Below are 21,289 nucleotides of genomic sequence, written 5' to 3'. Positions count from 1 at the left end.
CGTCGACGCAACCGGGAACCGTGGATTACCTGGCCGTGCGCCTACACGTCGGGCTGCCCGCCGTCTCTTGCTTGCTGTAGACCATCTTCCTCTGCCTCTCGTCGGTGGCCCGCATCGATCCGGACGGGAGGTCCGGGGGCGGGCCGCTCACGGTCCGCGCGGTGCGGCAACTCCTGCCCCGCCGTCGCGTCCGTGAATCACGTCGTCATGATGACCCAGCGGTTCTGCCCGCCGCGACCACATTTCCAGCGCCCCCGGTGTTGCTGGTCAGGTACCCCGCTCAGGCCGCCCCGAACAGGCCGAGCAGCTCCGTCTTGGCGAACATCCGGGCGGTGTCCACCGCCGACGGCGTGCCCGCGGCCGGATCCGCGCCGCCGTCGAGCAGCGCCCTGATCACGGCGTCCTCGCCCTTGAAGACGGCGCCCGCGAGCGGGGTCTGCCCCCGGTCGTTGGCACGGTTGGCGTCACCGCCGCGCTCCAGGAGGGCCCTGACCGCGTCCGCGTGGCCGTGGTAGGCGGCCAGCATGACGAGGGAGTCGCCGCTGTCGTTCGTGAGGTTCGCCGGAACACCCGCGTCCACGTAGGCGGAGAGGGCCGCGGTGTCGCCCTGGCGCGCCACATCGAAGATCTTGGTCGCGAGCTCCACGACTTCCGGGTCGGGGGCTTCACTCATGGACGGGACCGCCTTTCGACTGCGGGTGGATCGGGACGCGTACGGCGACCGGTGCAGCCGTACGAGTGAATCGACAGGGTACTGCCCGTCCGGGCACATGACGTGGCTCGCTCGGGCAAAGATCACCAAGGCAACCCGACGACCGCCGGACTCGCAGCCCGGGCGGCCCTGCCAGGCCCGCCATTCGAGCTAAATTCCAGAAAATTACCCCATTTGCACCTTTTATCGTATGGATACATGCTGTGAACCTGGAACAACTCATGGTGACTGTCCCCACCAACCAGGAGAACCGTCATGATCCTTTCCATCTCGGGCGTCGTGCTGCTCGGCATCATCGTCTTCCTGTTCTTCCGCAAGGACGGGCTCAAGGCGTCCCACGCGGTGGTCTGCGCGCTCTTCGGCTTCTTCATGGCGGGCACCGCCATCGCCCCGAGCATCAAGGCAGGCAGCGCGAGCCTGGCGAGCCTGCTCGGCGGGATCAAGTTCTGACGCCTCCTGCTCCCTGCAGCACTTCGTTCGCACCATCTGGAGACTGACGTGGCCCGGCGCCCCCTCCCCCGCATCCTGAGCAACGGCACCGCCTCGATCGCCCGGAGCCGGGAGTTCGCCCGGTCGGCCGCCGACAGCGCCACCGACGTCCTCCACCCGCTGATCACGATCACTCGTGGACTGCGCCGCCTCGCGGGAGCCGGGCGGCGCAAGTGGGCCGACACACCCAAGGACCGGCGCGGACCGCTGCTGTTCCTGGTGGCCTCCGTCGTCCTGGTCGTGGCCCTCATCCCGTTCGGTCCGCTGCTCGCCGCCATCTGCCTGATGGGGGCCGCCGCATGGACCGGCAGGGAACGCACGGAGCCCGCGCCCACGGGCCCCGACGAGGCGCAGACCCAGCGGCTGCAGTCCCTCTACGAAGCACTCGTCCCCTACTTCTCCGTCCCCGAGGACCCCGCGCCGCTCTTCGCGCACGGCGGCGAGTGGGACAAGGCACTCACGTCCTACGAGTTCGACGGCACCGGACGCGTCTCCCATCTGGTGGTGAGCTACCCCGCGTACTTCACCGACGGCGAGCCCGAAGCGCGCGCACGGATCGAGCAGTTGCTGCACGCGAAGTCGGGCCGCGGCCGCGAATACCACTTCGAGTGGGACGAGGAGGGCAACCAGCTCACGGTGAACGTGCTGCCCCCGCTGCCCACCGACATCGCGGCCCAGCGGTTCGTCACGGCCCCCGGCGAGACCGTGCTCGGCTTCACCGACCCCACCGGTGTCCAGCGCACCCTCCCCGTGACGGACGGCGACGAGCAGCGCGACGTACCCCCCGTCGTCTGGCGCACCGGACCCCGCTCCACCGAGCCGCACCTCCTGGTGGTCGGCGAACCCGGCAGCGGCACCACCACCCTGCTGCGCTCCGTCGCCCTCCAGGCGTTGCTGCACGGCGACGTCCTGATCATCGAGGGCAGCGGCATCGGCGACTACGCCTGCCTGACCGGCCGCGACGGCGTCCTGGCCATCGAGTGCGGGCTCGCCGGCGCCCTGGCGAGCCTGGAGTGGGCGGCGCACGAGACGGAGCGGCGCCTCATCTCCGCCAACCGCGCCCGCCAGGCGGGCCACCCCGCCCCCGAGGACACCAAGCGCCCCCTGTGGATCCTCCTGGACCGCCCCAGCGTGCTCGGCCACCTGGCCGCCGCCGACGGGCGCAAGGACCCGCAGTCGCTGCTCCAGGTGCCGCTGCGGCACGGCAGGGCGGCGGGCGTCACGGTCGTGGTGGCCGACCAGTTCGACAGCCTGGACGCCCTGAGCGACCCCGTGCGCCAGCACACCCGCGCGCGCGTGGTCCTCGGCCCCGCCACACCCGACCAGGTCGAGGACGTCCTCGGGGTACCGCCCCGCACGACGCCCACGTCCGACGTCCCGCCCGGCCGCGGCTACGCCCGGCTCGGCACCGGCCAGGTGCACCGGCTCCAGGTGCCCGCGACACCCGATCCGTACGACGACGCCACGAGCGAGGCGCACCGCCGGGCGGTGACGGAGCTGCTGCCCGCCCTGAGCACCCCTGCCGACGCCGGCCCGGAGACCGGTAGCGGTACTGGTACCGAGGCCGAAGTCGAGGCCGGGCCCGAGACCCTGTCCGACAGTTCAGCCGACTCCGCCGACCCCGCCGACTCCGAGCCCGACACCGCGCCGACGGAACCCCGCACGACGCCGCAGCCCGTACCCGCCGAGGGCTGACGCCCGGGCCACGAAGACCCGGCGCCCTTACGCGGTCCTACGCCACGAAGGCGCGCGGCGCCTCCACGCCCGAGGCCGCCCCCGTCTCCACGAGGCGCGCGGCCGCCGCGAGGCGCGTCGCCGCTTCATCGGCCACCGCGCCGCCCACGGTGAACGGCAGCCGCACATACCCCTCGAAGGCTCCGTCCACGCCGAAGCGCGGCCCTGACGGGACCCGGACCCCGACCCGCTCGCCCATCTCGGCGACGCGGGAGCCGGAGAGGCCGCCGGCCCGCGCCCACAGGGTGAGACCGCCCTTGGGCACCGCGAACTCCCACGCGGGAAGTTCGCGGCGGACGGCGGCGACCAGGGCGTCGCGGTTCTCGCGGGCCTGGTCCCTGCGCACCTCCACGGCCGACTCCCAGCCGCCGGTGCTCAGGAGCCAGTTCACGGCGAGCTGTTCGAGGACGGGGGTGCCCATGTCGGCGTACGCCCGCGCCGAGACCAGACTGCGGATCACGTCCGGAGCGGCCCGCACCCAGCCGATGCGCATGCCCGCCCAGAAGGCCTTGCTCGCCGAACCGACGGTGATGACGGTCGAGCCCGCGGGGTCGAAGCCGCAGACGGGGCGCGGCATCGACACGTCTTCGTCGAGCCGCAGTTCGGTCATCGTCTCGTCGACCACGACGACCGTGCCCGCGGAGCGCGCCGCGTCGACGAGCCCCCGCCGCTGGTCCTCGTCGGCGAGCGCGCCCGTGGGGTTGTGGAAGTCCGCGACCACGTAGGCGAGGCGGGGGGCGGCATCGCGCAGGACCTGCCGCCAGCGGTCCATGTCCCAGCCGCCGAGCCCCTCGGACATGGCGACGGGGACCAGACGGGCACCCGTCTCGCGCATGAGCTGGAGGATGTTGGCGTACGAAGGGGACTCGACGGCGATGCGCTCGCCGCGCGGTGCGAACAGATGGCAGATCGCGTCGATGGCGCCCATCGCGCCGGTCGTCACCATGATCTGCTCGGGCATGGTCGGAATGCCGCGCGCGGTGTAGCGCTCGGCGAGCATCTGGCGCAGGGCGGGCAGACCGGCCGGGAAGTCGCCGTGGGTGTGGGCGTACGGAGGGAGTTCCTCCAGGGCACCTTGCACGGCACGGGTGAGCCAGGGCTCCGGCGCGGGCAGCGCGGCGCAGCCCAGGTCGATCATGGAGCCGAGCGCCTCGGGCGGCAGCGGTTCGAGCCCGCGCGCGGGCAGCGGATTCCCGGCCGGAACAGCGGTCCAGCTGCCCGCTCCCCTGCGGGACTCCAGGAAGCCTTCGGTGCGCAGCGCTTCGTACGCGGCGGCGACCGTGGTCCGGCTCACGGCCAGGGACACGGCCAGTTCGCGCTCCGCGGGCAGGCGCGCGGCGACCGGGACGCGCCCTTCGAGGACGAGCATGCGGATGCCGTCGGCGAGTGCGCGGTAGGCCGGCGGGCGGCGCGTACCGGGGCCCGCGGGGCGTGTCTGCTGCGAGGTGAGCAGCCGGGCCAGCTGCGTGGCGCCCACCGCCGAAGTCCACTGAGCCATGATTCCCAGTCCACCTTCCTGGAATTGGCCATGGTTGGCATCCAGTTACAAGCCACAGAGTGTCATGTGCCAGGCCACATCACCAGCAGGGGGCACGCCTTGTCCACACCGAAGCCACCGAAGCCGTCACAGCCGTCACAGCCGTCGAAGTCGCTCCAGCCGCGTCAGCCGCACCTCACCCGCCGGCTGGTCCAGCTGTACGCCGGCCTGGCGCTGTACGGCGCGAGTTCCGGGCTCCTGGTGGTGTCCGGCCTGGGCCTCGAACCGTGGAACGTGCTGCACCAGGGCCTCGCCGAGCTGACCGGGATGTCCATCGGCGTCGTCTCGATCTTCGTCGGCGCCATGGTGCTGCTCCTGTGGATCCCGCTGCGCCAGCGCCCCGGCCTGGGCACGGTGTCCAACGTCTTCGTCGTCGGGCTGGCGATGGACGCCACCCTCGCCCTGATGCCGGACGCGCACGGACTCGGCGCCCGCATTCCGCTCCTCGTGGCGGGGATCGTCCTGAACGGCGCGGCCACCGGGCTCTACATCTCGGCGAAGTTCGGCCCCGGGCCGCGCGACGGCCTCATGACCGGCCTGCACCAGCGCACCGGCCGCTCGATCCGCCTGATGCGGACGCTGGTGGAGGTGGCGGTGGTCGCCACCGGCTTCGCCTTCGGCGGCACGGTGGGCGTCGGAACGGTCCTCTACGCCCTGGCGATCGGCCCCCTCGCCCAGTTCTTCCTGCGCTTCTTCGCCGTCCCCACGCCGTCCGCGCGTGAGGCCGCGGCTGCCGGCGGTCAACCGGAGCAGGCCATACTTCAGCCGTGACCACGCGCGTACGCCACCCCTATCTCGACCATCCCGGACCGCTCCCCTTCGCCCACCGCGGCGGGGCGGCAGACGGCCTGGAGAACACCGCCGCCGCGTTCCGGCGCGCGGTCGGCCTGGGGTACCGCTACATCGAGACGGACGTGCACGCCACGTCGGACGGCCGCCTGGTGGCCTTCCACGACGCGACGCTCGACCGGGTGACGGACACGGCCGGGCAGATCGCCGACCTCCCCTGGAGCGCCGTGCGCCACGCGCGCGTGGCGGGCAGCGAACCGGTGCCCCTCTTCGAAGAGCTCCTGGAGGCCTTCCCCGACGTCCGCTGGAACGTGGACGTCAAGGCCGAGCCCGCCCTGCTCCCGCTCCTGGACCTGCTGCGCCGCACCGACGCCTGGGACCGCGTGTGCGTCGGGTCGTTCTCCGAGGCCCGGGTGGCGCGGGCCCAGCGGCTCGCCGGCCCGCGCCTGGCCACCTCGTACGGCACCAGGGGCGTGGCAGCCCTGCGGCTGAACTCCTTCGGCGTCCCCGCCGCCGTGCGCCGCTCCGCGGTGTGCGCGCAGGTGCCCGAGACGCACGCCGGGATCCGGGTGGTGGACCGCCGCTTCGTGCGGGCGGCCCACGCGCGCGGGCTTCAGGTACACGTCTGGACGGTCAACGACGCGGGACGGATGGCCGCTCTCCTCGACCTCGGTGTAGATGGCATCATCTCTGATCACATCGAGACGCTGCGCGAAGTGCTGAAGGACCGGGGAGCCTGGGCCTGACCGCCTCCGGGGCGGCAGCGGACCACGGGGACCAGCGAGGGGGCACGGGTGGGCACCGACACCGTGCGGGCGACACCACCGGCCGACGAGAGCGTCGCGGAGCGACGGCGCGAGCAGCGCGGCTGGTACTTCTACGACTGGGCGTGCTCGGTCTATTCGACGAGCGTCCTGACCGTGTTCCTCGGCCCGTATCTGACAGAGATCGCGAAGTCGGCCGCGGACGGCGACGGATACGTCCGTCCCCTCGGCATACCGATCAGCGCCGGGTCCTTCTTCGCGTACGCGGTGTCGGCCTCGGTGATCCTCTCGGTCTTCGTCATGCCGCTCGCGGGCGCCGCCGCCGACCGCACCGGCCGCAAGAAGCCGCTGCTCGCGGTGGCCGCGTACCTGGGGGCCGCCGCGACGGCGGGCATGTTCTTCCTGGACGGCGACCGCTATCTCCTCGGCGGCTTCCTCCTGATCGTCACCAACGCCTCGCTCGCCGTCTCGATGGTGCTCTACAACTCGTATCTGCCGCAGATCGCCCCGCCCGAGGAGCGCGACGCGGTCTCCTCGCGCGGCTGGGCGTTCGGTTACGCGTCGGGTGCGCTGGTCCTGGTGGCCAATCTGGTGCTGTTCCTGGCCCATGACACCTTCGGCGTCTCGGAGTCGACGGCCGTGCGCATCTGCCTGGCGTCGGCGGGCGTGTGGTGGGGCGCCTTCACCCTCGTACCGCTGCGGCGGCTGCGTGATCGCAAGGCGGCGACCTCCCAGTCGTCCCAGCCGTCCCAGCCAGCCCGGGGCTGGCGGCAGCTGGCGGCGACCGTGCGCGACATGCGCCGCCATCCGCACACGCTCTCCTTCCTGCTCGCCTATCTCGTCTACAACGACGGCGTGCAGACGGTGATCTCCCAGGCGTCCGTCTACGGCTCCGAAGAGCTCGGCCTCGACCAGTCCACACTGATCGTGGCGGTCCTCCTCGTGCAGGTGCTCGCGGTGGCGGGAGCGCTCGCCATGGGGCGCCTCGCACGGACGTACGGCGCCAAGCGCACCATCCTCGGCTCGCTCGTCGCGTGGACGGTCACGATCGGGGCCGGGTTCTTCCTGCCCGCGGGCGCGCCGGTGTGGTTCTTCGTGCTCGCGGCGGGGATCGGTCTGGTGCTCGGGGGTTCACAGGCGCTCTCGCGGTCCCTGTTCTCGCATCTGGTGCCCGCGGGCAAGGAGGCCGAGTACTTCTCCGCGTACGAGATCAGCGACCGCGGCATGGCCTGGCTCGGGCCGCTGATCTTCGGTCTGACGTACCAGCTCACGGGGAGCTACCGCGACGCGATCCTCTCGCTCGTGGCCTTCTTCGTGATCGGTTTCGTCCTGCTCGCGCGGGTACCCGTACGGCGTGCGATCCGCGACGCGGGAAATTCCGTACCCGACACCCGACAGGATTTAGCAACTGAAGCCAAAGGGCGGTAGTGTACGCGTTTGGCTTACCAGGCGGACCGTTACTGCGCGCTGTAGATTCAGAAACGCAGGGTGACATCCTCTGTCAGATGTGACATACCGGGCGCTGGTGGGTACAACAAGGGGCGGCATACGACGGCGACGCATGACCCTTAACGGGAATCTTTACCGCCGACCGGACGTTGACCGGATGACGACGACAGCGACACCTGTCCTGTGGGCGACAAGCCCGGGAGGCACGATTCATGAGTGAGCGAGCTCTTCGCGGCACGCGCCTCGTGGTGACCAGCTACGAGACCGACCGCGGCATCGACTTGGCTCCGCGCCAGGCCGTGGAGTACGCATGCCAGAACGGACATCGTTTTGAGATGCCCTTCTCGGTAGAGGCGGAAATCCCGCCGGAGTGGGAGTGCAAGGTCTGCGGGGCCCAGGCACTCCTCGTAGACGGCGATGGACCTGAGGAGAAGAAGGGGAAGCCTGCGCGTACGCACTGGGACATGCTCATGGAGCGCCGTACTCGAGAGGAACTCGAGGAGGTCCTGGAGGAGCGCCTCGCGGTTCTCCGTTCAGGAGCCATGAACATCGCGGTGCATCCGCGGGACAGCCGCAAGTCCGCCTGACGGCGAACTGATCCACACGGCTGACTGAAGAACACCGCACACGAAGGCCGGGCCCCTGCTGAGCAGGGGCCCGGCCTTCGTGCTGTTCGGCCGCCCTTCGAGCGGTTCCGTCCGGCTGCCCTTCGAGCTGTTCGGCTGCCCTTCTAGCCGTTCAGCCGCGCGGCTCCCGCTCGGCTCAGCGGGGCGGCAGCTGCGGGTCGTCCGGGTGCGGGTCGCGGGCCGGACGCTCGTCGTCCCTGATGACCTCGCCCTGCACGACCTTGCCGTCCGGGCGGTGCATGCGCGCCTGCTGGAAGGCCTCACCGAGGCCACCCTGGTTGGCGGCCTCGCGGACCTTGCGCTCGAAAGTCCTCTCGGCCCTGCGACTGACGGCCTTCTGGACGGGCGGCACAAGCAGGAGCAGGCCGAGCGCGTCGGAGATCAGCCCCGGCAGGATGATCAGCAGGCCGCCCAGCATCGTCAGGGCATTGCCCCCGCCCCGCTCGGAGGGGTGCGGCGCCAGGCCGCTCTGCTGCTGTTGTACGGCCTCGCTCAGCTCCCGGAAGGCCCGGCGACCGGCGTGCTTGATGACCATGCCGCCGAGCACCACACCGGCCACGAGCAGCAGGAACACCGTGAGCCCGCCCGCGGCGCCCGCCACCACCGTGAGCAGCCAGATCTCCAGGACCAGCCATGCGGCGATGCCGAGCGGCAGGAACCTCAGGACGCGTGAGCGCCGGGGCCGGGCGGGTCGGGTGGGCGATGCGCCAGTCGTCATGGCTCCAGTGTGCCTGGACCCGGCTCAGACCGGCATAAAGGGATGATCAACAAGCGGCGTACGGAGCACCGGTCAGGGGGTCTCGGGAGCCCCGGGGGGCTGCTCCTGCGATCCCGCCGCGCCCTTGCCGTCCTTCCGCTCCGTACTGTCCTTGCCGTCCGTACCGTCCTTGCGGCCGAGCACGCGGCCGACCCGGCCGACACGCTCCCCCACACCCCACGCCGTGACGCGCCACAGCGCCTCGGCGACGATGTCCTGGCTCATCTTGCTGTCGCCGTGCTCCCGCTCGACGAAGGTGATGGGCACCTCGACGACGTGGTAGCCCGACTTGATCGCACGGCGCGCCAGGTCGACCTGGAAGCAGTAGCCCTGCGAGGCGACCTCGCCGAGGCCGATGCCTTCGAGGGTCTCGCGGCGGAAGGCGCGGTAGCCGCCCGTGACGTCACGGATCGGCACGTCGAGCATCAGCCGGGAGTACGTGCTGCCGCCGCGGGAGATGATCTCGCGGTACTTGGGCCAGTTCACGATCCGCCCGCCCGGCACCCAGCGCGAGCCGAGCACGAGGTCGGCGCCCTTGAGCGCGGTGAGCAGCCGGGGCAGCTCCTCGGGCTGGTGGGAGCCGTCGGCGTCCATCTCCACCAGCACGCCGTAGTCGTTGTCCAGGCCCCACTGGAAGCCCGCGAGATAGGCCGCGCCGAGGCCTTCCTTGCCCTTGCGGTGCAGTACGTGGACATTCTCGTCCTCGGCCACGAGCTCATCGGCGATCTTGCCGGTGCCGTCGGGGCTGTTGTCGTCGGCGACGAGGACGTGCGCCTCGGGCACGGCCGCGCGGACACGGCCGACGATGGACTTGATGTTCTCCGCCTCGTTGTAGGTCGGAATGATCACCAAGGCCATGCCGAGCGGGCCGAACTGCCTCCCCTGGTCACCGGTTCCGGAGACCCCACCGCCGTCGTTCACTACTGCCCCTTCGTTCGTACGCAGAGGACCACCATAATGGCCGCGGCGCGCACCGCCACGGCGGCACGTGCGGTTGAGGGGGGGGAGTACTGCGGGTCGGGGCCCGGCGCCCTTCGGGCCGACCTGGGGCCCGCTGGCTGCGGGTCGACCGAGAGCCGTTGTCTACTGAGCGTCCGGGCCCGACCCGGGTCACACCTGCCGGCCCGGTGGAACGTTCCCTCGCGTCCGCGGCGCGGGCGCTGGACCTGGCTCCCAGTGGTGGTGCGCCGGTGCGGCACACCGCCCATGGCCCAGCGGCGTTCGACGGCTTGCGGGGAAATTCTCCGGTCGGACGTCCTTTGGTGGACCCGGCCGAACCTACCGGCCCACGGCGGCGTTCTGTCAATAGCCGTTTGACCTGCGGCGATCCCAAAGACAGCCAGGTCAGTGCCGAGGATACGCAGGTCGTGCGACGCGCCAACGGGCCGCGATCGGCGGTACGCAGCGCCGGGACATCACTCGTCCGGCCGTACGAAGACCGGCTGTCCGAAGACCACCGTGCGCAGGCAGACGGGGAGTTCGGTGCCCGGCGTCAGGTCGGGCAGGCCGGGCGTGCCGGAGCGCGGATCGGTCGACCAGCGCGCGACCCGGTCGTCCGGGGCCTGGACCACGAGGTCAGCGGTCCGCCAGACGGCGTAGTCGGCGGGGGCTCCCGGCACCAGGACACCCGCGCCGTCCCGGCCGATGGCCCGCCAGCCGCCACGGGTGTGCGCGGTGAACGCGGCCCGCACCGACACCCGGTGTTCGAGCGTCTGGTGGAAGGCGGCGGCGCGGACGGTGCCCCAGGGATCGAGCGGGGTGACGGGGCTGTCGGAGCCGAAGGCGAGCGGGACGCCGGTGCGCAGGAGGGCCGCGTAGGGGTTGAGGGTGCGGGCCCGCTCGGCGCCCAGGCGCTGGACGTACATGCCGTCCTCGCCGCCCCACAGGGCGTCGAAGGCGGGCTGCACGGAGGCGGTGAGGCCCAGGTCGGCGAAGGCGGCGATCACCTCGGGGCTGAGCATCTCGGCGTGCTCCACACGGTGCCTCGCGGCGCGGACGCGGGCCCGGCCCACCTTCTCCGAGGCGGCGCGGAAGCCCGCGACGACGGCGGTCATCGCGGCGTCCCCGATGGCGTGGAACCCGGCCTGGATCCCGGCTTCGGTGCAGGCGACGACGTGCGCGGCGACGGCGTCGGCGTCCAGGTAGGCGGTGCCGGTATGGCCGGAGTCGTCGTACGGCTGATGCAGGCAGGCGGTGTGCGAGCCGAGTGCGCCGTCGACGAAGAGGTCGCCCGCGGCGCCGTGGGCACCCAGCTCCTTTGCACGGGCGATGCCTTCCTCGCCGTGCTGAGCCCAGTAGCCGATGACGCGCGGACCCGGCTCGTCGGCGGCGAGACGCAGGAGACCGGTGAGGTCGTCCTCGCCGGAGATGTCGGGCCCCGCGCACTCGTGCACCGAGCCGATGCCGAGGGACGCGGCGTGCTGCAGCGCCGCGCGCTGCGCCTCGGTGCGCTGCTGCGGGGTGAGGGCGCCCAGGGCGGCGGCGCGCACCGCGTGGTGGGCGTCGGCGGTCAGCGGCGCGTCCGCGTGGAAGCCGGTGCGCCCGGTGATGCCGGGGACGAGGTCGAGCAGCGCGGTGGTGACGACGGCCGAGTGGACGTCGATGCGGGAGAGATAGAGGGGACGGCCGCCCGTCGCCTCGTCGAGTTCCGGGCGCGTGGGCGGCCGGCCGCCGCTCCAGCGGGCGGCGTCCCAGCCGTGGCCGAGGAGGACACGGTCGTGCGGCCGGGCCGCGGTGTGTTCGCGTACGAGAGCGAGCGCGTCGCCGAGGGAGCGCGCACCCGTCAGATCGAGCCCCGTCAGGGCGAGTCCGGTCGCCGTGGTGTGCACATGCGCATCGGTGAACGCGGGGGTGACGAGCGCGCCGTCGAGGTCGATGACCTCGTCCACGCCATCGGCGAACGCGTCGGCGGCACCCTCGGATCCCACCCAGGCGACGTGCCCGCGTTCGACGACCATCGCCGTGGCGAAGGGATCTGCGGGGCTGTGGACGTCTCCGCCGCGCAGCAGCACGGTGCGGTGGCCCCGGGGGCCGTTCTGGGGGGTGGTGCTCTCGCTCATGGGACCAGTCTGGCCCCTCCCGGTGCGCGCCCCGCGCCAGGGTCGCCCGTCACGGCCGCCCGCGGGCGGCTCAGACCTGCGGGGGCCTGGCCTCGTACGGAGTGGAGAGCACGACGGTCGTCCGGGTGGAGACTCCGGCCAGTGCCCGCAGGCGGCTCAGCAGGTGTTCGAGCTCCAGGGGCGTCGCGACGCGCACCTTGAGGATGTAGTTCTCGTCGCCCGCCACGCTGTGGCACGCCTCGATCTCCGGGACGCCCGCGAGACGCTCGGCGATGTCGTCGGGTGCGCTGGGGTCGAACGGCTTCACCGAGATGAACGCCGTGAGCGGCAGGCCCACGGCCTCCGGGTCCACGACCGCGGCGTAACCGCGGATGACACCGCGCTGTTCGAGGCGGCGCACACGCTGGTGCACGGCCGATGTGGACAGGCCCGTGGCCTTGCCCAGGTCGGTGTAGCTCATCCGCCCGTCCTTGACGAGCAGCTGCACGATCTGTCGGTCCAGCTCCTCCATGCGCTGAACCTACAGGGCTCTTGATCCCTCCGGATACCTGTGGGGACGACGGCGGCATCTTCTCGGGGCATGTGACGAACGACACATACCTGTGACCGTGTCCAAAGGGATGCCACGATTACCTCTACGACGGGACGGGAAGTGCTTGCTGTGGTCGAGGCCACAGCGCCCTCTCGGCCCACCCAAGGGGGAGAATCCCATGCAGAACTTGAAGCGCCCCGGTCGCTCTGCCCGCAGCAAGCAGCAGCGCTCCGATGAATCCGCGTCCACCTCCGTATCGGAGGGAGTCGAACCGGCGGAGACCGAGTTCGACGCGTACGACACTTTCGAGATGTACCGGGTGACGTGCCCCGACTGCGCGCAGCCGATCGCGCTCCTTGCCGACGAGGACGTCCTGCCCGAGCACGCGCTGTGCGCCACGCGGTGGGACCCGTTCGGGCTCACGGTGTGTGCGGGCACGGGCCGCGCCGCTGCCGACGCGGAGCCCGCGGACGATTCGATGGAGGCTCAGGAGCAGGACACGGGCCTGCTGTTGACGCTCCCTCAGGGACTCGACTGGCGGACGCAGCCCTTCTCGCACGTGGGCGGCCAGGGCTCGCGCCCGCGTCGCATCGTGCCGCAGGCCGAACGGCGCTCCGCGGCCTGACGGCTACCAGTAGCTGCCCTGCACCATGGCCGCCAGGCTGGCGTGGTGCAGGATCAGCGTGTCGGGGTCGTCGGGGACCGCGGCTTCGCCGAAGTGCACCTGGCGGTAGGCCACGCGCAGCATGACGACGGCGTGCCGCATCGCCGCGTACAGCGTGTAGAAGTCCATGTCCCGCGGCGTGTGGCCGGTGAGCCGGGCATAGCTCTCCTCGATGCGGTCCCGGCGCAGGAAGCCGGGCAGGCCGTCCTGCCCGAAGCTCACCGTCAGGTCCTGGAAGAAGCGGTGCAGGTAGACCGTCCAGCCGAGGTCGACCTCGCGGGGCGCGAGCGCGGCCATCTCCCAGTCCAGGACGGCCGCGGGTTCGAAGCCGTCGTAGATGACGTTGCCGATGCGTGCGTCGCCCCAGTTGAGGACGGCCCCGCCCTCGTCGGCCGGCCACCACTCCTCCAGACGTTCGAAGGCGCTCTCGATGAGGGGCGAGCGGGGCAGTCCGTCGACCACCCATGCGTAGTAAGCGCGTTGGGCCCGCACGTGCCGCCGCAGCGCGCTGCCCTCGCCGGGCAGTGCGAGGAACCCGGCATCCGCGAGGGGCACTTGGTCGTGGAGGTGGGCGATCAGCCGGATCGACGCCTCCTCCAGGTGCGCGCGTTCGGCGTCGCTCGCGGAGTGCAGCCAATTCCCCTCGTACGTATAGGGCATGACGTCCGGCGGCACGCGTCCCTCGACCCGCTCCATGACGAAGAAGGGTGCCCCGAGCGGCGCCGGGTCCTCCTCCAGCCACAGCACGCGCGGCACGGGCAGGTCCGTGTGCTCGGCGACGAGCCGCATGGTGCGGTGCTGGCGCGGCAGGTCGTAGACGGGAAAGATCGTGTACGCGGCCGGATCCGCCGCCACGCGTAACGCGCAGGCGCGCAACGGGGGTTGCGGATGCTCGATGTCGAAGAGCAGGGTCTCGCTGGACATGCCGTTGGACTCGGGGATCCGCACGCCGGTGGCCTTGGCGCCGGGCAGCCGTGCGCCGAGCCAGGCCGTGAGCCTGCGGGTGAGCTCCTCCGGGTCGCGGGTGGTGGTGCGGGGGCGGGGTGCTGTGGCCATCGCCGGGCTCCTTTCGGCCGTGGGATCTCAGGGTGCGACCGAGTCGAAGCCGGTGAAGCCGCTCGGGTCGTGGCGGCCGAAGCTGCCGTGCTCGAAGATTCCGTATCCCGTCCGCCCGTCGAGGGTGAAGCGGGCGGCATGGTCGATGACGCCGTACGCGGCCATCGGATGCGCCGCCGGGTCCGACAGGTCGTACCGGCGGCGGTCGCTCCAGCCGCGCCCCCGCCAGGTGCCGTGCTGCCAGTCGTCCGCGGGCGGGTATCCGGCGCCCACCGCGAGCGGCAGCGAGGCGAGGACCTCGACGCCGAGCTCCAGGGGCTTGCGGCCGTCGGGGTCGGTGAGATGGATGACGGCGCGCTCGGGGTGGCGGGTGCCGGAGCGGTAGGTGATGTCGGCCTGCGGCCAGCCGAGCTGGCGGTCGCGCACCCCGTGCCGGACGAGCGTCGCCTCGTTGAGGGTGCGGTAGCCGTCCGCGTCCTCCTGGGCGATGACCATGAGGAAGCGGTCGTCGAAGCGCACCGGGCTCCAGATCCAGTGGAAGCCCTCGGTGCCGAACTCCTCCTCCAGGCGCCCGCGTTCCTCGCCGGGAATCGGTCGCACGCCCCAGCTGCGGTCCCGGGTGGCGGTCCACTCCCCCGCCGTCACCGGTATCTCCTCGCCGCCGACGCGGATCACTCCGGTGCAGCCGCCGGCCTGGACGAAGCGGCGCCCTTCGAGGGAGAGCCGGTCGCCGCGCCGCTGGATGTGGTGCGGCTCCCAGAGGGCGGGGAAGGAGGCGTTCCACGTGATGTCGTACGAGAGGGAGGCTGGGTCGTCGGGGTCGGCGGCGCACCTCAGGCGCAGCCGTTGCAGGGGTTCCTCGACGGTGATGGCCAGCGGGCCGACGGAGAGGTTCATCCGGTCGTCGCCCAGTGCGTCCGAGGCGCGTACGGCGTGGAGCGTATCTCCGCTGCGCAGGGTGGCGTACGCGTCGATCACACCGACGTTCGGGTAGACGCCGAGCCCCAGGATGAGGAGCGATCGGCCCTCGTGGTCGAAGAGGTGGAAGATGCAGCGGTCGTAGGCGTTGCGGTCGCCCGTCGCGACCTGCTTCATGGACAGCGGCACCTGATGGATCGGGTACTCGTCGAGCGGGACGGGACGGTCGTCTGCCACGGCAAACCTCCCTGGTCGCACGGCAGTTGGCGGGCCCGTCACTGATGCCGGGCCCCCGGCGCGGAGTTGACGGTACGTCAGCTCGCGCGACGGAGCCAGAGACGTGCCCGCCCGCGTTCACCCGGGCGCGGGGCCGCGTGGATCGCGCGGGCGCCGGGCGGCGCGGGAGGCGCCCCTCGGCCGCCGCACGGGCACGCCGCGAACGTACGGGCGAATGCGACGGGTGGTGACCTGTCCCCCGCGGCGGGCGTTGGCCCTGTATGACCACCCCCACGCCGATGCCCGTGGCGCACCCGACGGGCGGCCGACGCAGGCGCACCCTCCTGACGGCTCCCCCGCCCGATGCAGAATCGGTTCCTCAGCATCCCCAGCAGCCGCTGCAATCTCAGCAACCCCTGCACTCCCCACAACCGCCGCACACCCAGCAACCGCAGTACTCGCAGCACCCCCCGCAGCCGCAGCACGCCCAGCAGCCCCCACCACCGCCCCAGCCCCAGCCGCCGCACCTCCTCGACCCGCCGATCTACCGCGCCCTCCTGCGCAACTGGGCCGAACGGGGCAGGACCCTGCCGGGGCGCCACGACCCGGAGTGGGTGCGGCTCGCGGCGCCGCAGGTCAGGCTCGGCCAGTTCAGCGCGAGTCGGGACCCGCGAGGTGACGGGCGATGACCATCCGCTGGATCTGATTGGTGCCCTCGACGATCTGCAGCACCTTGGCCTCGCGCATGAAGCGCTCCACGGGGAAGTCCGCGGTGTAGCCATAGCCGCCGAGGACCTGCACGGCGTCCGTCGTGACCTTCATCGCGGCGTCCGTGCACAGCAGCTTGGCCATGGCAGCCTGCTTGGAGAACGGCCTGCCCGCGTCGCGCAGCCGCGCCGCGGAGAGATAGAGCGCCCGGCCCGCCTCGATCTGCGTCGCCATGTCCGCCAGCATGAACCGCAGGCCCTGGAAGTCCGCGATCGGCCGCCCGAACTGCTGCCGCTCGGTGGCATAGCGCAGCGCCTCGTCCAGCGCCGCCTGGGCCACGCCGACGGCACAGGCCGCGATCCCCAGGCGCCCCGAGTCCAGGGCGGAGAGCGCGATCGCGAAGCCCTGGCCCTCCTCGCCGATGCGGCGGGAGTCGGGGACGCGTACCCCGTCGAAATTGATCTGGGCCGTGGGTGAGCCCTTCATGCCCATCTTCTTCTCGGGCTGCGCCGCGTCCAGCCCTTCGGCGTCGCCCGGCACCAGGAACGCGGAGATGCCGCGGGCGCCTTCGCCGCCGGTGCGGGCGAGCACGGTGTAGAAGTCGGCGACTCCGCCGTGCGTGATCCACGCCTTCGTTCCGGTGATCACCCAGCCGTCGTCCTCGCGCACTGCCTTCGTCCGCAGGGACGCGGCGTCCGAACCGGAGGCGGGCTCGGAGAGGCAGTAGGCCCCGAGCAGTCCGCCGCCGAGCATCGCCGGGAGGTGCTCGGCCTGCTGCTCCTTGGTGCCGTAGCCCGCGAGCGCGTGGCAGGACAGGGAGTGGACGCTGACGCCGAGGCCGACGGTGAGCCGGGCCGCGGCGAGCTCTTCGAGGACCTGGAGATAGACCTCGTACGGCTGGTCGCCGCCGCCGAATTCGGAGGAGTACGGAAGCCCGAGCAGTCCGGATTCGGAAAGGAGCGTGAAGACCTCGCGCGGGAAGCGCCCGGCGTCCTCCTCGTCGGCCGCCCGGGGAGCTATCTCCCGCTGGACGAGATCACGGACCAGCGAGAACAGATCCCGCGCCTCGTCCGTGGGCAACTGACGGTCCACCGACTGCTGCAAGGTTCGCTCAGGCATGGCGATCGCATCCTCCCTTTCGGCACTGCGGCGGACCCGCGGGGTTCTGCGGCGCCACCGTGTCTCACGCCCCGGCCGGTGGTGCCCTTCCGGGTCGCGGAAGGTGCTGTGACCAGCGGCTGTGGCGCGTTGAGTATGCCCGATCGGCGGCGGCCAGTCACTAGTTAACGACCGCTTACTCAAAAGATAACCGACGGCCGCCGAAGGGGCCCTGGATTGGTCCGAACCATTGACCCCACTGGTCTAGTCCTCCTAGAGTCCAGCCGAACGCCTTACCGCGTTCATGCCAATTCAAGATTCACCGATGTCCTCGCGGCATCCGCAGGTCAAAAGCACCATGTCCCCCCATGCGCCCTCTCCCCCCACGAGGAGAAACGATGCTCAGACCGCACCTCCCCCGCGCCCCCTTCCGGGCGCTCGTCGCCACCGCGTGTTGTGCCGTCCTCGGCGGAGGTCTGCTCGCCGGCGCGGGCACCGCTGCCGCCGGCCCCGAGTCCGGTTCCGCCAAGGCCGCGAGCTCCGGGGCCGCGGCCGGCTCCAAGGTCGTCGGGTACTTCACCGAATGGGGTGTCTACGACCGGAATTACCACGTCAAGAACATCGACACGTCCGGCTCGGCCGACAAGCTCACGCACATCAACTACGCCTTCGGCAACGTCCAGGGCGGCAAGTGCACGATGGGCGACGCCTATGCGGCGACCGACAAGGCGTACACCGCCGACCAGTCCGTCGACGGCGTGGCCGACACCTGGGACCAGGATCTGCGCGGCAACTTCAACCAGCTGCGCAAGCTGAAGAAGAAGCACCCCGACCTCAAGGTCCTGTGGTCCTTCGGCGGCTGGACCTGGTCCGGCGGCTTCACCGAGGCCGCCAAGAACCCGGCCGCCTTCGCCCAGTCCTGCTACGACCTGGTCGAGAACTCCAAGTGGGCCGATGTCTTCGACGGCATCGACATCGACTGGGAGTACCCGAACGCCTGCGGTCTGACCTGCGACACCAGCGGGCGGGCCGCGTACAAGGACCTGATGTCCGCGGTGCGTTCGAAGTTCGGCGGCGACAACCTCGTCACCGCGGCCATCCCGGCCGACGCGGAGGAGGGCGGCAAGATCGACGCCGCCGACTACGCGGGCGCGGCCCAGTACGTCGACTGGTACAACCCGATGACGTACGACTACTTCGGCGCCTGGGACGCGAAGGGCCCGACCGCCCCGCACTCGCCGCTCAAGGCCTACGAGGGCGCGCCCAAGGCGAACTGGAACACCGACTCCACGATCAAGAAGCTCCAGGGCCTCGGTGTCCCGTCGGACAAGCTGCTGCTCGGCATCGGCTTCTACGGCCGCGGCTGGACGGGCGTCACGCAGAAGGAGCCCGGCGGCACCGCGACCGGGGCCGCCGCGGGCAAGTACGAGGCGGGCATCGACGACTACAAGGAACTGAAGACCAAGTGCCCGGCCAACGGCACGGTCGGCGGGACCGCGTACGCGCACTGCGGGAACAACTGGTGGAGCTATGACACCCCGGCGACCATCGCGGGGAAGATGGACTACAAGAACCAGGCGGGCCTCGGCGGCACCTTCTTCTGGGAGCTCAGCGGGGACACGGCGGACGGTGAGCTGATCAAGGCCATCAACTGATCTGCCGCACCAGGTGATCGGGGCGGGAGCCGGACGGCTCCCGCCCCTTCCTCATGGCCGCGGCGGGGCGGGGTAGGACGGCTCGAACTCCTCGATGACGCGCAGGGTGTTGCCCAGGGTCCGCACGAGGAGGTCGCAGACCGTCTCGCGCGAGAGCTCCCGCACGCCGATCCAGTCGAGCGTGACCCCCTCGACGCTGCACAGCCAGCCGAGCAGCGCGGTGCGCGCCAGCTCCGGGATGTCGCGGCGACCGTAGGCGCCGTCGGCGATCGCCCCGATCAGCGCCTCGCGCACCCCGTCGCGTATGGCGTGCACCTCGGCGTCGAAGCCGACGCCGCCGCTGATGATGGTGCGGTACGCCGCCTGGTGGTGCTCGGCGTAGCGCAGATAGCCGTCGATGGTGCTGTGCACCCGCTCCACCGGCGGCAGGTCGTCGTGGCGCCCCGCGCGCTCCACCAGGTCGGCGACCGAGTCCTCGATGATCGCGAGGTAGTAGCCGCGCTTGGACTTGAAGTAGTAGTAGATCAGCCCCTTGGCGACGGACGCCTGCTTTGCGATGTCGTCCATCGAGAGCGCGTCGTAGGAGGTGTCGGCGAACAACTTCCGCCCGATGGTGATGAGTTCGGCGCGGCGCGCCACGGAGCGGTCGGTGCCGCGCGCCTGCGGACGGGCGTCCACGGGCCGGTCTGTGCCGCGCTGTTGACTATTATTCAATTTCCGCCCTAGTCTCCAACTGCCTCGGGAATCCGCAGTATGGCAGAAGCACGCCACCTGCCGGTTCGGCGTCCGAAGGCGCTCTCTCACGCACTCCCCCTGCGCACGCGGACCGACGTACGGGAGGAAGACTCATGAGCGCAGCGCGCACCCCTTTGCGCGAAGGCAGAACCTCCTGGAAGAAGACGGCCGTCGTGGCCCTGCCGGCCGTCCTGGCCGTCGGCGCGATGGCCTCCGTGATGGCCGAGGGGGCGCTCGCCGCCTCCTTCGCCGTCTCGGGCACCAGCTTCCAGGTGTCATCCGGCAAGCTCACCAGCCAGGGCCTGTCCTCCTACGTGCAGACCGACCGGGACATCGACGGCAAGGGGCACCCGGTGGCGCTCCTCGGAATCGGTGACGCGACCCTCTCCGACATCTGCCAGGCCGCCGAGGTCAGGACCCCGGTGGGCAACGTGGTGTTCAAGCTGACCGCGGGCGGCCCGGCGGGCCAGGTCACCGCGAGCAACCTCATCATCGACGGCGAAGACCTGGAGGGCGACGCCCGCTTCGGCACGGCCGAGATCGGCCGGGACGCCTCGACACTCGACGAGGTACCGGGCGTCAAGGGCGAGAAGGGGAAGTTCGGGCTCCAGGCCGGGGACATCACCGTCTCCGGGGTGAAGTCGCACGCCTGGTCGGCGACCGGCGGCAACTTCCGGCTCAAGGGCATGAAGCTCGACGTGAGCATCGGCGGCAAGAAGTGCTTCTGACCGGCGGCCGGCGGGCCTCGGTCAGGGCGCGGGGCAGGGACGGCGGCGGCTGGCTCGACCGGCGGCTGCCGCTGCGGGAGCCGCGCCGGGTGCTGCGGAAGTGGCGGCGCACCCGGCCCTTCTGGGGCGGCCTGCTCCTCGTCCTGGGCGGTACCGAGCTGCTCCTGGTGCCGCTGTCTCCGCTGACGGTCCTGGTCAGCCTGGGGCTGGGCGGGCTCGCGGCGATCGGGATCGGGCTTGCCCTGATCGCCGCCGGGATCTTCCTGTGGCTCCTGCCGCACGCCCACCACTATGTGAGCGTCAACGCCTTGATCCTCTCGGTGCTCTCGTTCGCGGCCACGAATCTCGGCGGGTTCCTGGTGGGCATGGTGCTCGGGATCATCGGCAGCGCGATGGGGTTCGGCTGGACGCCGGTCCCGGAGGGGGCGGAGGAAGAGCGCGAGCGGCCCCGAGTGCGCGACGGGCAGGGCACGCGGACGCTCGGTGTGCTGCTTCCGGTGATCGTCGTGGGGGCGACGCTGTGGGGCGGCACTCCGGCGAAGGCGGCCCCCGGTGAGGCGATCGTGGCGGCGCGGACTCCGCCGACGGTGACCACCACGCTCTTCTCGCCGCAGGGCTTCACGCTGGCCGGTGTGCGCGAGATCCCCACGGCCGACGGGCCGTTGAAGGTCATGGTGCTGCGCATGAAGGCGGCGTCACTCACCGACTACCGGCTCACGACGCGCGACGGGAGCAGGGAACTCTCGCTGGGCGCCGACACTTTGGACTTGGACGGCTCCGTCACGCTCTACCTGACGAAGTTCCGGGGCTGCCTGGAAGGTCTGCTCTGCGTGACCTTCACGCCCGACAAGCTGCCGGTGCCGCCCGTCGTACCGCCGTTCGTCTTCATGACCGACGTGGAGGCCGAACAGGCGCTTGTGACTTCGGACTTGATCGTCGCGGGCGGTCTCACCCTGAAGGCGTCGGCATGATCCAGATTCAGGCCGCCCTGTTCTGGGCGTACGCGATCGGCGCGACGTTCGCACTCTCCGCGGGACGGCAGCTCCAGGTGTGGGAGCGGATC

21 protein-coding genes are annotated in these 21,289 nt (G+C 71.3%); 11 read left to right on the top strand and 10 right to left on the bottom strand.

Annotation, left to right across the window (positions count from 1 at the left end; all coding sequences use genetic code 11):
• Positions 1-280: 280 nt before the first annotated feature.
• Positions 281-673, bottom strand: coding sequence for an ankyrin repeat domain-containing protein (locus ACQKIP_RS16040; protein ID WP_365864142.1), 393 nt, complete (start codon positions 671-673; stop codon positions 281-283).
• 294 nt (positions 674-967) lie between these two features.
• Between ACQKIP_RS16040 and ACQKIP_RS16035 the strand changes: the two genes are divergently transcribed.
• Positions 968-1,162 (top strand): hypothetical protein, encoded by a 195-nt coding sequence (locus ACQKIP_RS16035; RefSeq protein ID WP_160503705.1) that lies wholly within the window; start codon positions 968-970, stop codon positions 1,160-1,162.
• Positions 1,163-1,210: 48 nt separating this feature from the next.
• On the top strand, positions 1,211-2,896 hold the full coding sequence (locus tag ACQKIP_RS16030) for an ATP-binding protein (protein WP_365864144.1): 1,686 nt from the start codon (positions 1,211-1,213) through the stop codon (positions 2,894-2,896).
• A gap of 37 nt (positions 2,897-2,933) precedes the next feature.
• Here ACQKIP_RS16030 and ACQKIP_RS16025 read toward each other — a convergent pair whose 3' ends face one another.
• Entirely contained in the window at positions 2,934-4,433 is a 1,500-nt protein-coding gene (locus ACQKIP_RS16025) for a PLP-dependent aminotransferase family protein (RefSeq protein ID WP_365864146.1), read from the bottom strand.
• 99 nt (positions 4,434-4,532) lie between these two features.
• On the opposite strand from ACQKIP_RS16025, the gene ACQKIP_RS16020 reads away from it, so the two are divergent.
• The 4 genes from ACQKIP_RS16020 (at position 4,533) to ACQKIP_RS16005 (ending at position 8,061) form a co-directional block, all read left to right on the top strand.
• Positions 4,533-5,243, top strand: a complete 711-nt coding sequence (locus tag ACQKIP_RS16020) for a YczE/YyaS/YitT family protein (RefSeq protein ID WP_427743231.1) — start codon at positions 4,533-4,535, stop codon at positions 5,241-5,243.
• Positions 5,240-6,007 (top strand): glycerophosphodiester phosphodiesterase, encoded by a 768-nt coding sequence (locus tag ACQKIP_RS16015; protein ID WP_365864149.1) that lies wholly within the window; start codon positions 5,240-5,242, stop codon positions 6,005-6,007. The genes ACQKIP_RS16020 and ACQKIP_RS16015 overlap by 4 nt, the downstream gene beginning before the upstream one ends.
• Before the next feature lie 48 nt (positions 6,008-6,055).
• A complete protein-coding gene (locus ACQKIP_RS16010) occupies positions 6,056-7,453 on the top strand; it encodes an MFS transporter (protein WP_365864151.1) in 1,398 nt (465 codons plus the stop codon).
• Between the two features lie 233 nt (positions 7,454-7,686).
• Entirely contained in the window at positions 7,687-8,061 is a 375-nt protein-coding gene (locus ACQKIP_RS16005; RefSeq protein ID WP_030360404.1) for an RNA polymerase-binding protein RbpA, read from the top strand.
• Between the two features lie 175 nt (positions 8,062-8,236).
• Here ACQKIP_RS16005 and fxsA read toward each other — a convergent pair whose 3' ends face one another.
• From fxsA to ACQKIP_RS15985, 4 genes are all read right to left on the bottom strand, one after another.
• Complete coding sequence (gene fxsA, locus ACQKIP_RS16000) at positions 8,237-8,818, bottom strand: FxsA family membrane protein (RefSeq protein WP_365864152.1); 582 nt, start codon at positions 8,816-8,818, stop codon at positions 8,237-8,239.
• Positions 8,819-8,890: 72 nt separating this feature from the next.
• Entirely contained in the window at positions 8,891-9,778 is an 888-nt protein-coding gene (locus tag ACQKIP_RS15995; RefSeq protein ID WP_365864154.1) for a polyprenol monophosphomannose synthase, read from the bottom strand.
• Positions 9,779-10,272: 494 nt separating this feature from the next.
• A complete protein-coding gene (locus ACQKIP_RS15990; RefSeq protein WP_365864156.1) occupies positions 10,273-11,916 on the bottom strand; it encodes an amidohydrolase in 1,644 nt (547 codons plus the stop codon).
• Between the two features lie 70 nt (positions 11,917-11,986).
• Positions 11,987-12,427 (bottom strand): Lrp/AsnC family transcriptional regulator, encoded by a 441-nt coding sequence (locus tag ACQKIP_RS15985; RefSeq protein ID WP_030789227.1) that lies wholly within the window; start codon positions 12,425-12,427, stop codon positions 11,987-11,989.
• A 199-nt stretch (positions 12,428-12,626) separates the two neighbouring features.
• On the opposite strand from ACQKIP_RS15985, the gene ACQKIP_RS15980 reads away from it, so the two are divergent.
• A complete protein-coding gene (locus ACQKIP_RS15980; protein ID WP_365864157.1) occupies positions 12,627-13,073 on the top strand; it encodes a hypothetical protein in 447 nt (148 codons plus the stop codon).
• Between the two features lie 3 nt (positions 13,074-13,076).
• Here ACQKIP_RS15980 and ACQKIP_RS15975 read toward each other — a convergent pair whose 3' ends face one another.
• Both ACQKIP_RS15975 and ACQKIP_RS15970 read right to left on the bottom strand, forming a co-directional pair.
• Positions 13,077-14,168 (bottom strand): phosphotransferase family protein, encoded by a 1,092-nt coding sequence (locus ACQKIP_RS15975; protein WP_365864159.1) that lies wholly within the window; start codon positions 14,166-14,168, stop codon positions 13,077-13,079.
• Positions 14,169-14,195: 27 nt separating this feature from the next.
• On the bottom strand, positions 14,196-15,323 hold the full coding sequence (locus tag ACQKIP_RS15970; protein ID WP_365864160.1) for a hypothetical protein: 1,128 nt from the start codon (positions 15,321-15,323) through the stop codon (positions 14,196-14,198).
• Between the two features lie 395 nt (positions 15,324-15,718).
• Here ACQKIP_RS15970 and ACQKIP_RS15965 point away from each other — a divergent pair, with 395 nt between their 5' ends.
• Positions 15,719-15,991 carry a hypothetical protein gene (locus ACQKIP_RS15965; protein ID WP_427743235.1) on the top strand — a complete coding sequence of 91 codons (273 nt, stop codon included), beginning with the start codon at positions 15,719-15,721 and terminating at the stop codon, positions 15,989-15,991.
• Here ACQKIP_RS15965 and ACQKIP_RS15960 read toward each other — a convergent pair.
• Positions 15,954-17,129, bottom strand: coding sequence for an acyl-CoA dehydrogenase family protein (locus ACQKIP_RS15960; protein WP_365864162.1), 1,176 nt, complete (start codon positions 17,127-17,129; stop codon positions 15,954-15,956). The genes ACQKIP_RS15965 and ACQKIP_RS15960 overlap by 38 nt on opposite strands.
• Positions 17,130-17,506: 377 nt before the next feature.
• On the opposite strand from ACQKIP_RS15960, the gene ACQKIP_RS15955 reads away from it, so the two are divergent.
• Positions 17,507-18,763, top strand: a complete 1,257-nt coding sequence (locus ACQKIP_RS15955; protein WP_365864164.1) for a glycoside hydrolase family 18 protein — start codon at positions 17,507-17,509, stop codon at positions 18,761-18,763.
• Positions 18,764-18,814: 51 nt separating this feature from the next.
• Here the strand turns inward: ACQKIP_RS15955 and ACQKIP_RS15950 are convergent, their stop codons facing one another.
• Positions 18,815-19,477, bottom strand: coding sequence for a TetR/AcrR family transcriptional regulator (locus ACQKIP_RS15950; RefSeq protein WP_427743225.1), 663 nt, complete (start codon positions 19,475-19,477; stop codon positions 18,815-18,817).
• A 134-nt stretch (positions 19,478-19,611) separates the two neighbouring features.
• On the opposite strand from ACQKIP_RS15950, the gene ACQKIP_RS15945 reads away from it, so the two are divergent.
• Both ACQKIP_RS15945 and ACQKIP_RS15940 read left to right on the top strand, forming a co-directional pair.
• On the top strand, positions 19,612-20,226 hold the full coding sequence (locus ACQKIP_RS15945; protein WP_365864168.1) for a DUF6230 family protein: 615 nt from the start codon (positions 19,612-19,614) through the stop codon (positions 20,224-20,226).
• Positions 20,217-21,197 carry a DUF6114 domain-containing protein gene (locus ACQKIP_RS15940; protein ID WP_427743223.1) on the top strand — a complete coding sequence of 327 codons (981 nt, stop codon included), beginning with the start codon at positions 20,217-20,219 and terminating at the stop codon, positions 21,195-21,197. The genes ACQKIP_RS15945 and ACQKIP_RS15940 overlap by 10 nt, the downstream gene beginning before the upstream one ends.
• Positions 21,198-21,289: the final 92 nt, after the last annotated feature.

The organism is Streptomyces sp. NPDC059900 (assembly GCF_050270335.1).
Lineage (GTDB): Bacteria > Actinomycetota > Actinomycetes > Streptomycetales > Streptomycetaceae > Streptomyces.
Note: the sequence above shows the minus strand (reverse complement) of the source record. Positions and strands in the feature narration are given on the sequence as shown.

What these genes read in the sequence shown, in the direction of transcription:
- ACQKIP_RS16040 (WP_365864142.1), bottom strand. Translation starts at nt 673, where the DNA reads ATGAGTGAAGCCCCCGACCCGGAAGTCGTGGAGCTCGCGACCAAGATC.
- ACQKIP_RS16035 (WP_160503705.1), top strand. Translation starts at nt 968, where the DNA reads ATGATCCTTTCCATCTCGGGCGTCGTGCTGCTCGGCATCATCGTCTTC.
- ACQKIP_RS16025 (WP_365864146.1), bottom strand. Translation starts at nt 4,433, where the DNA reads ATGGCTCAGTGGACTTCGGCGGTGGGCGCCACGCAGCTGGCCCGGCTG.
- ACQKIP_RS16005 (WP_030360404.1), top strand. Translation starts at nt 7,687, where the DNA reads ATGAGTGAGCGAGCTCTTCGCGGCACGCGCCTCGTGGTGACCAGCTAC.
- fxsA (WP_365864152.1), bottom strand. Translation starts at nt 8,818, where the DNA reads ATGACGACTGGCGCATCGCCCACCCGACCCGCCCGGCCCCGGCGCTCA.
- ACQKIP_RS15990 (WP_365864156.1), bottom strand. Translation starts at nt 11,916, where the DNA reads ATGAGCGAGAGCACCACCCCCCAGAACGGCCCCCGGGGCCACCGCACC.
- ACQKIP_RS15985 (WP_030789227.1), bottom strand. Translation starts at nt 12,427, where the DNA reads ATGGAGGAGCTGGACCGACAGATCGTGCAGCTGCTCGTCAAGGACGGG.
- ACQKIP_RS15980 (WP_365864157.1), top strand. Translation starts at nt 12,627, where the DNA reads ATGCAGAACTTGAAGCGCCCCGGTCGCTCTGCCCGCAGCAAGCAGCAG.
- ACQKIP_RS15975 (WP_365864159.1), bottom strand. Translation starts at nt 14,168, where the DNA reads ATGGCCACAGCACCCCGCCCCCGCACCACCACCCGCGACCCGGAGGAG.
- ACQKIP_RS15960 (WP_365864162.1), bottom strand. Translation starts at nt 17,129, where the DNA reads ATGCCTGAGCGAACCTTGCAGCAGTCGGTGGACCGTCAGTTGCCCACG.
- ACQKIP_RS15955 (WP_365864164.1), top strand. Translation starts at nt 17,507, where the DNA reads ATGCTCAGACCGCACCTCCCCCGCGCCCCCTTCCGGGCGCTCGTCGCC.
- ACQKIP_RS15945 (WP_365864168.1), top strand. Translation starts at nt 19,612, where the DNA reads ATGAGCGCAGCGCGCACCCCTTTGCGCGAAGGCAGAACCTCCTGGAAG.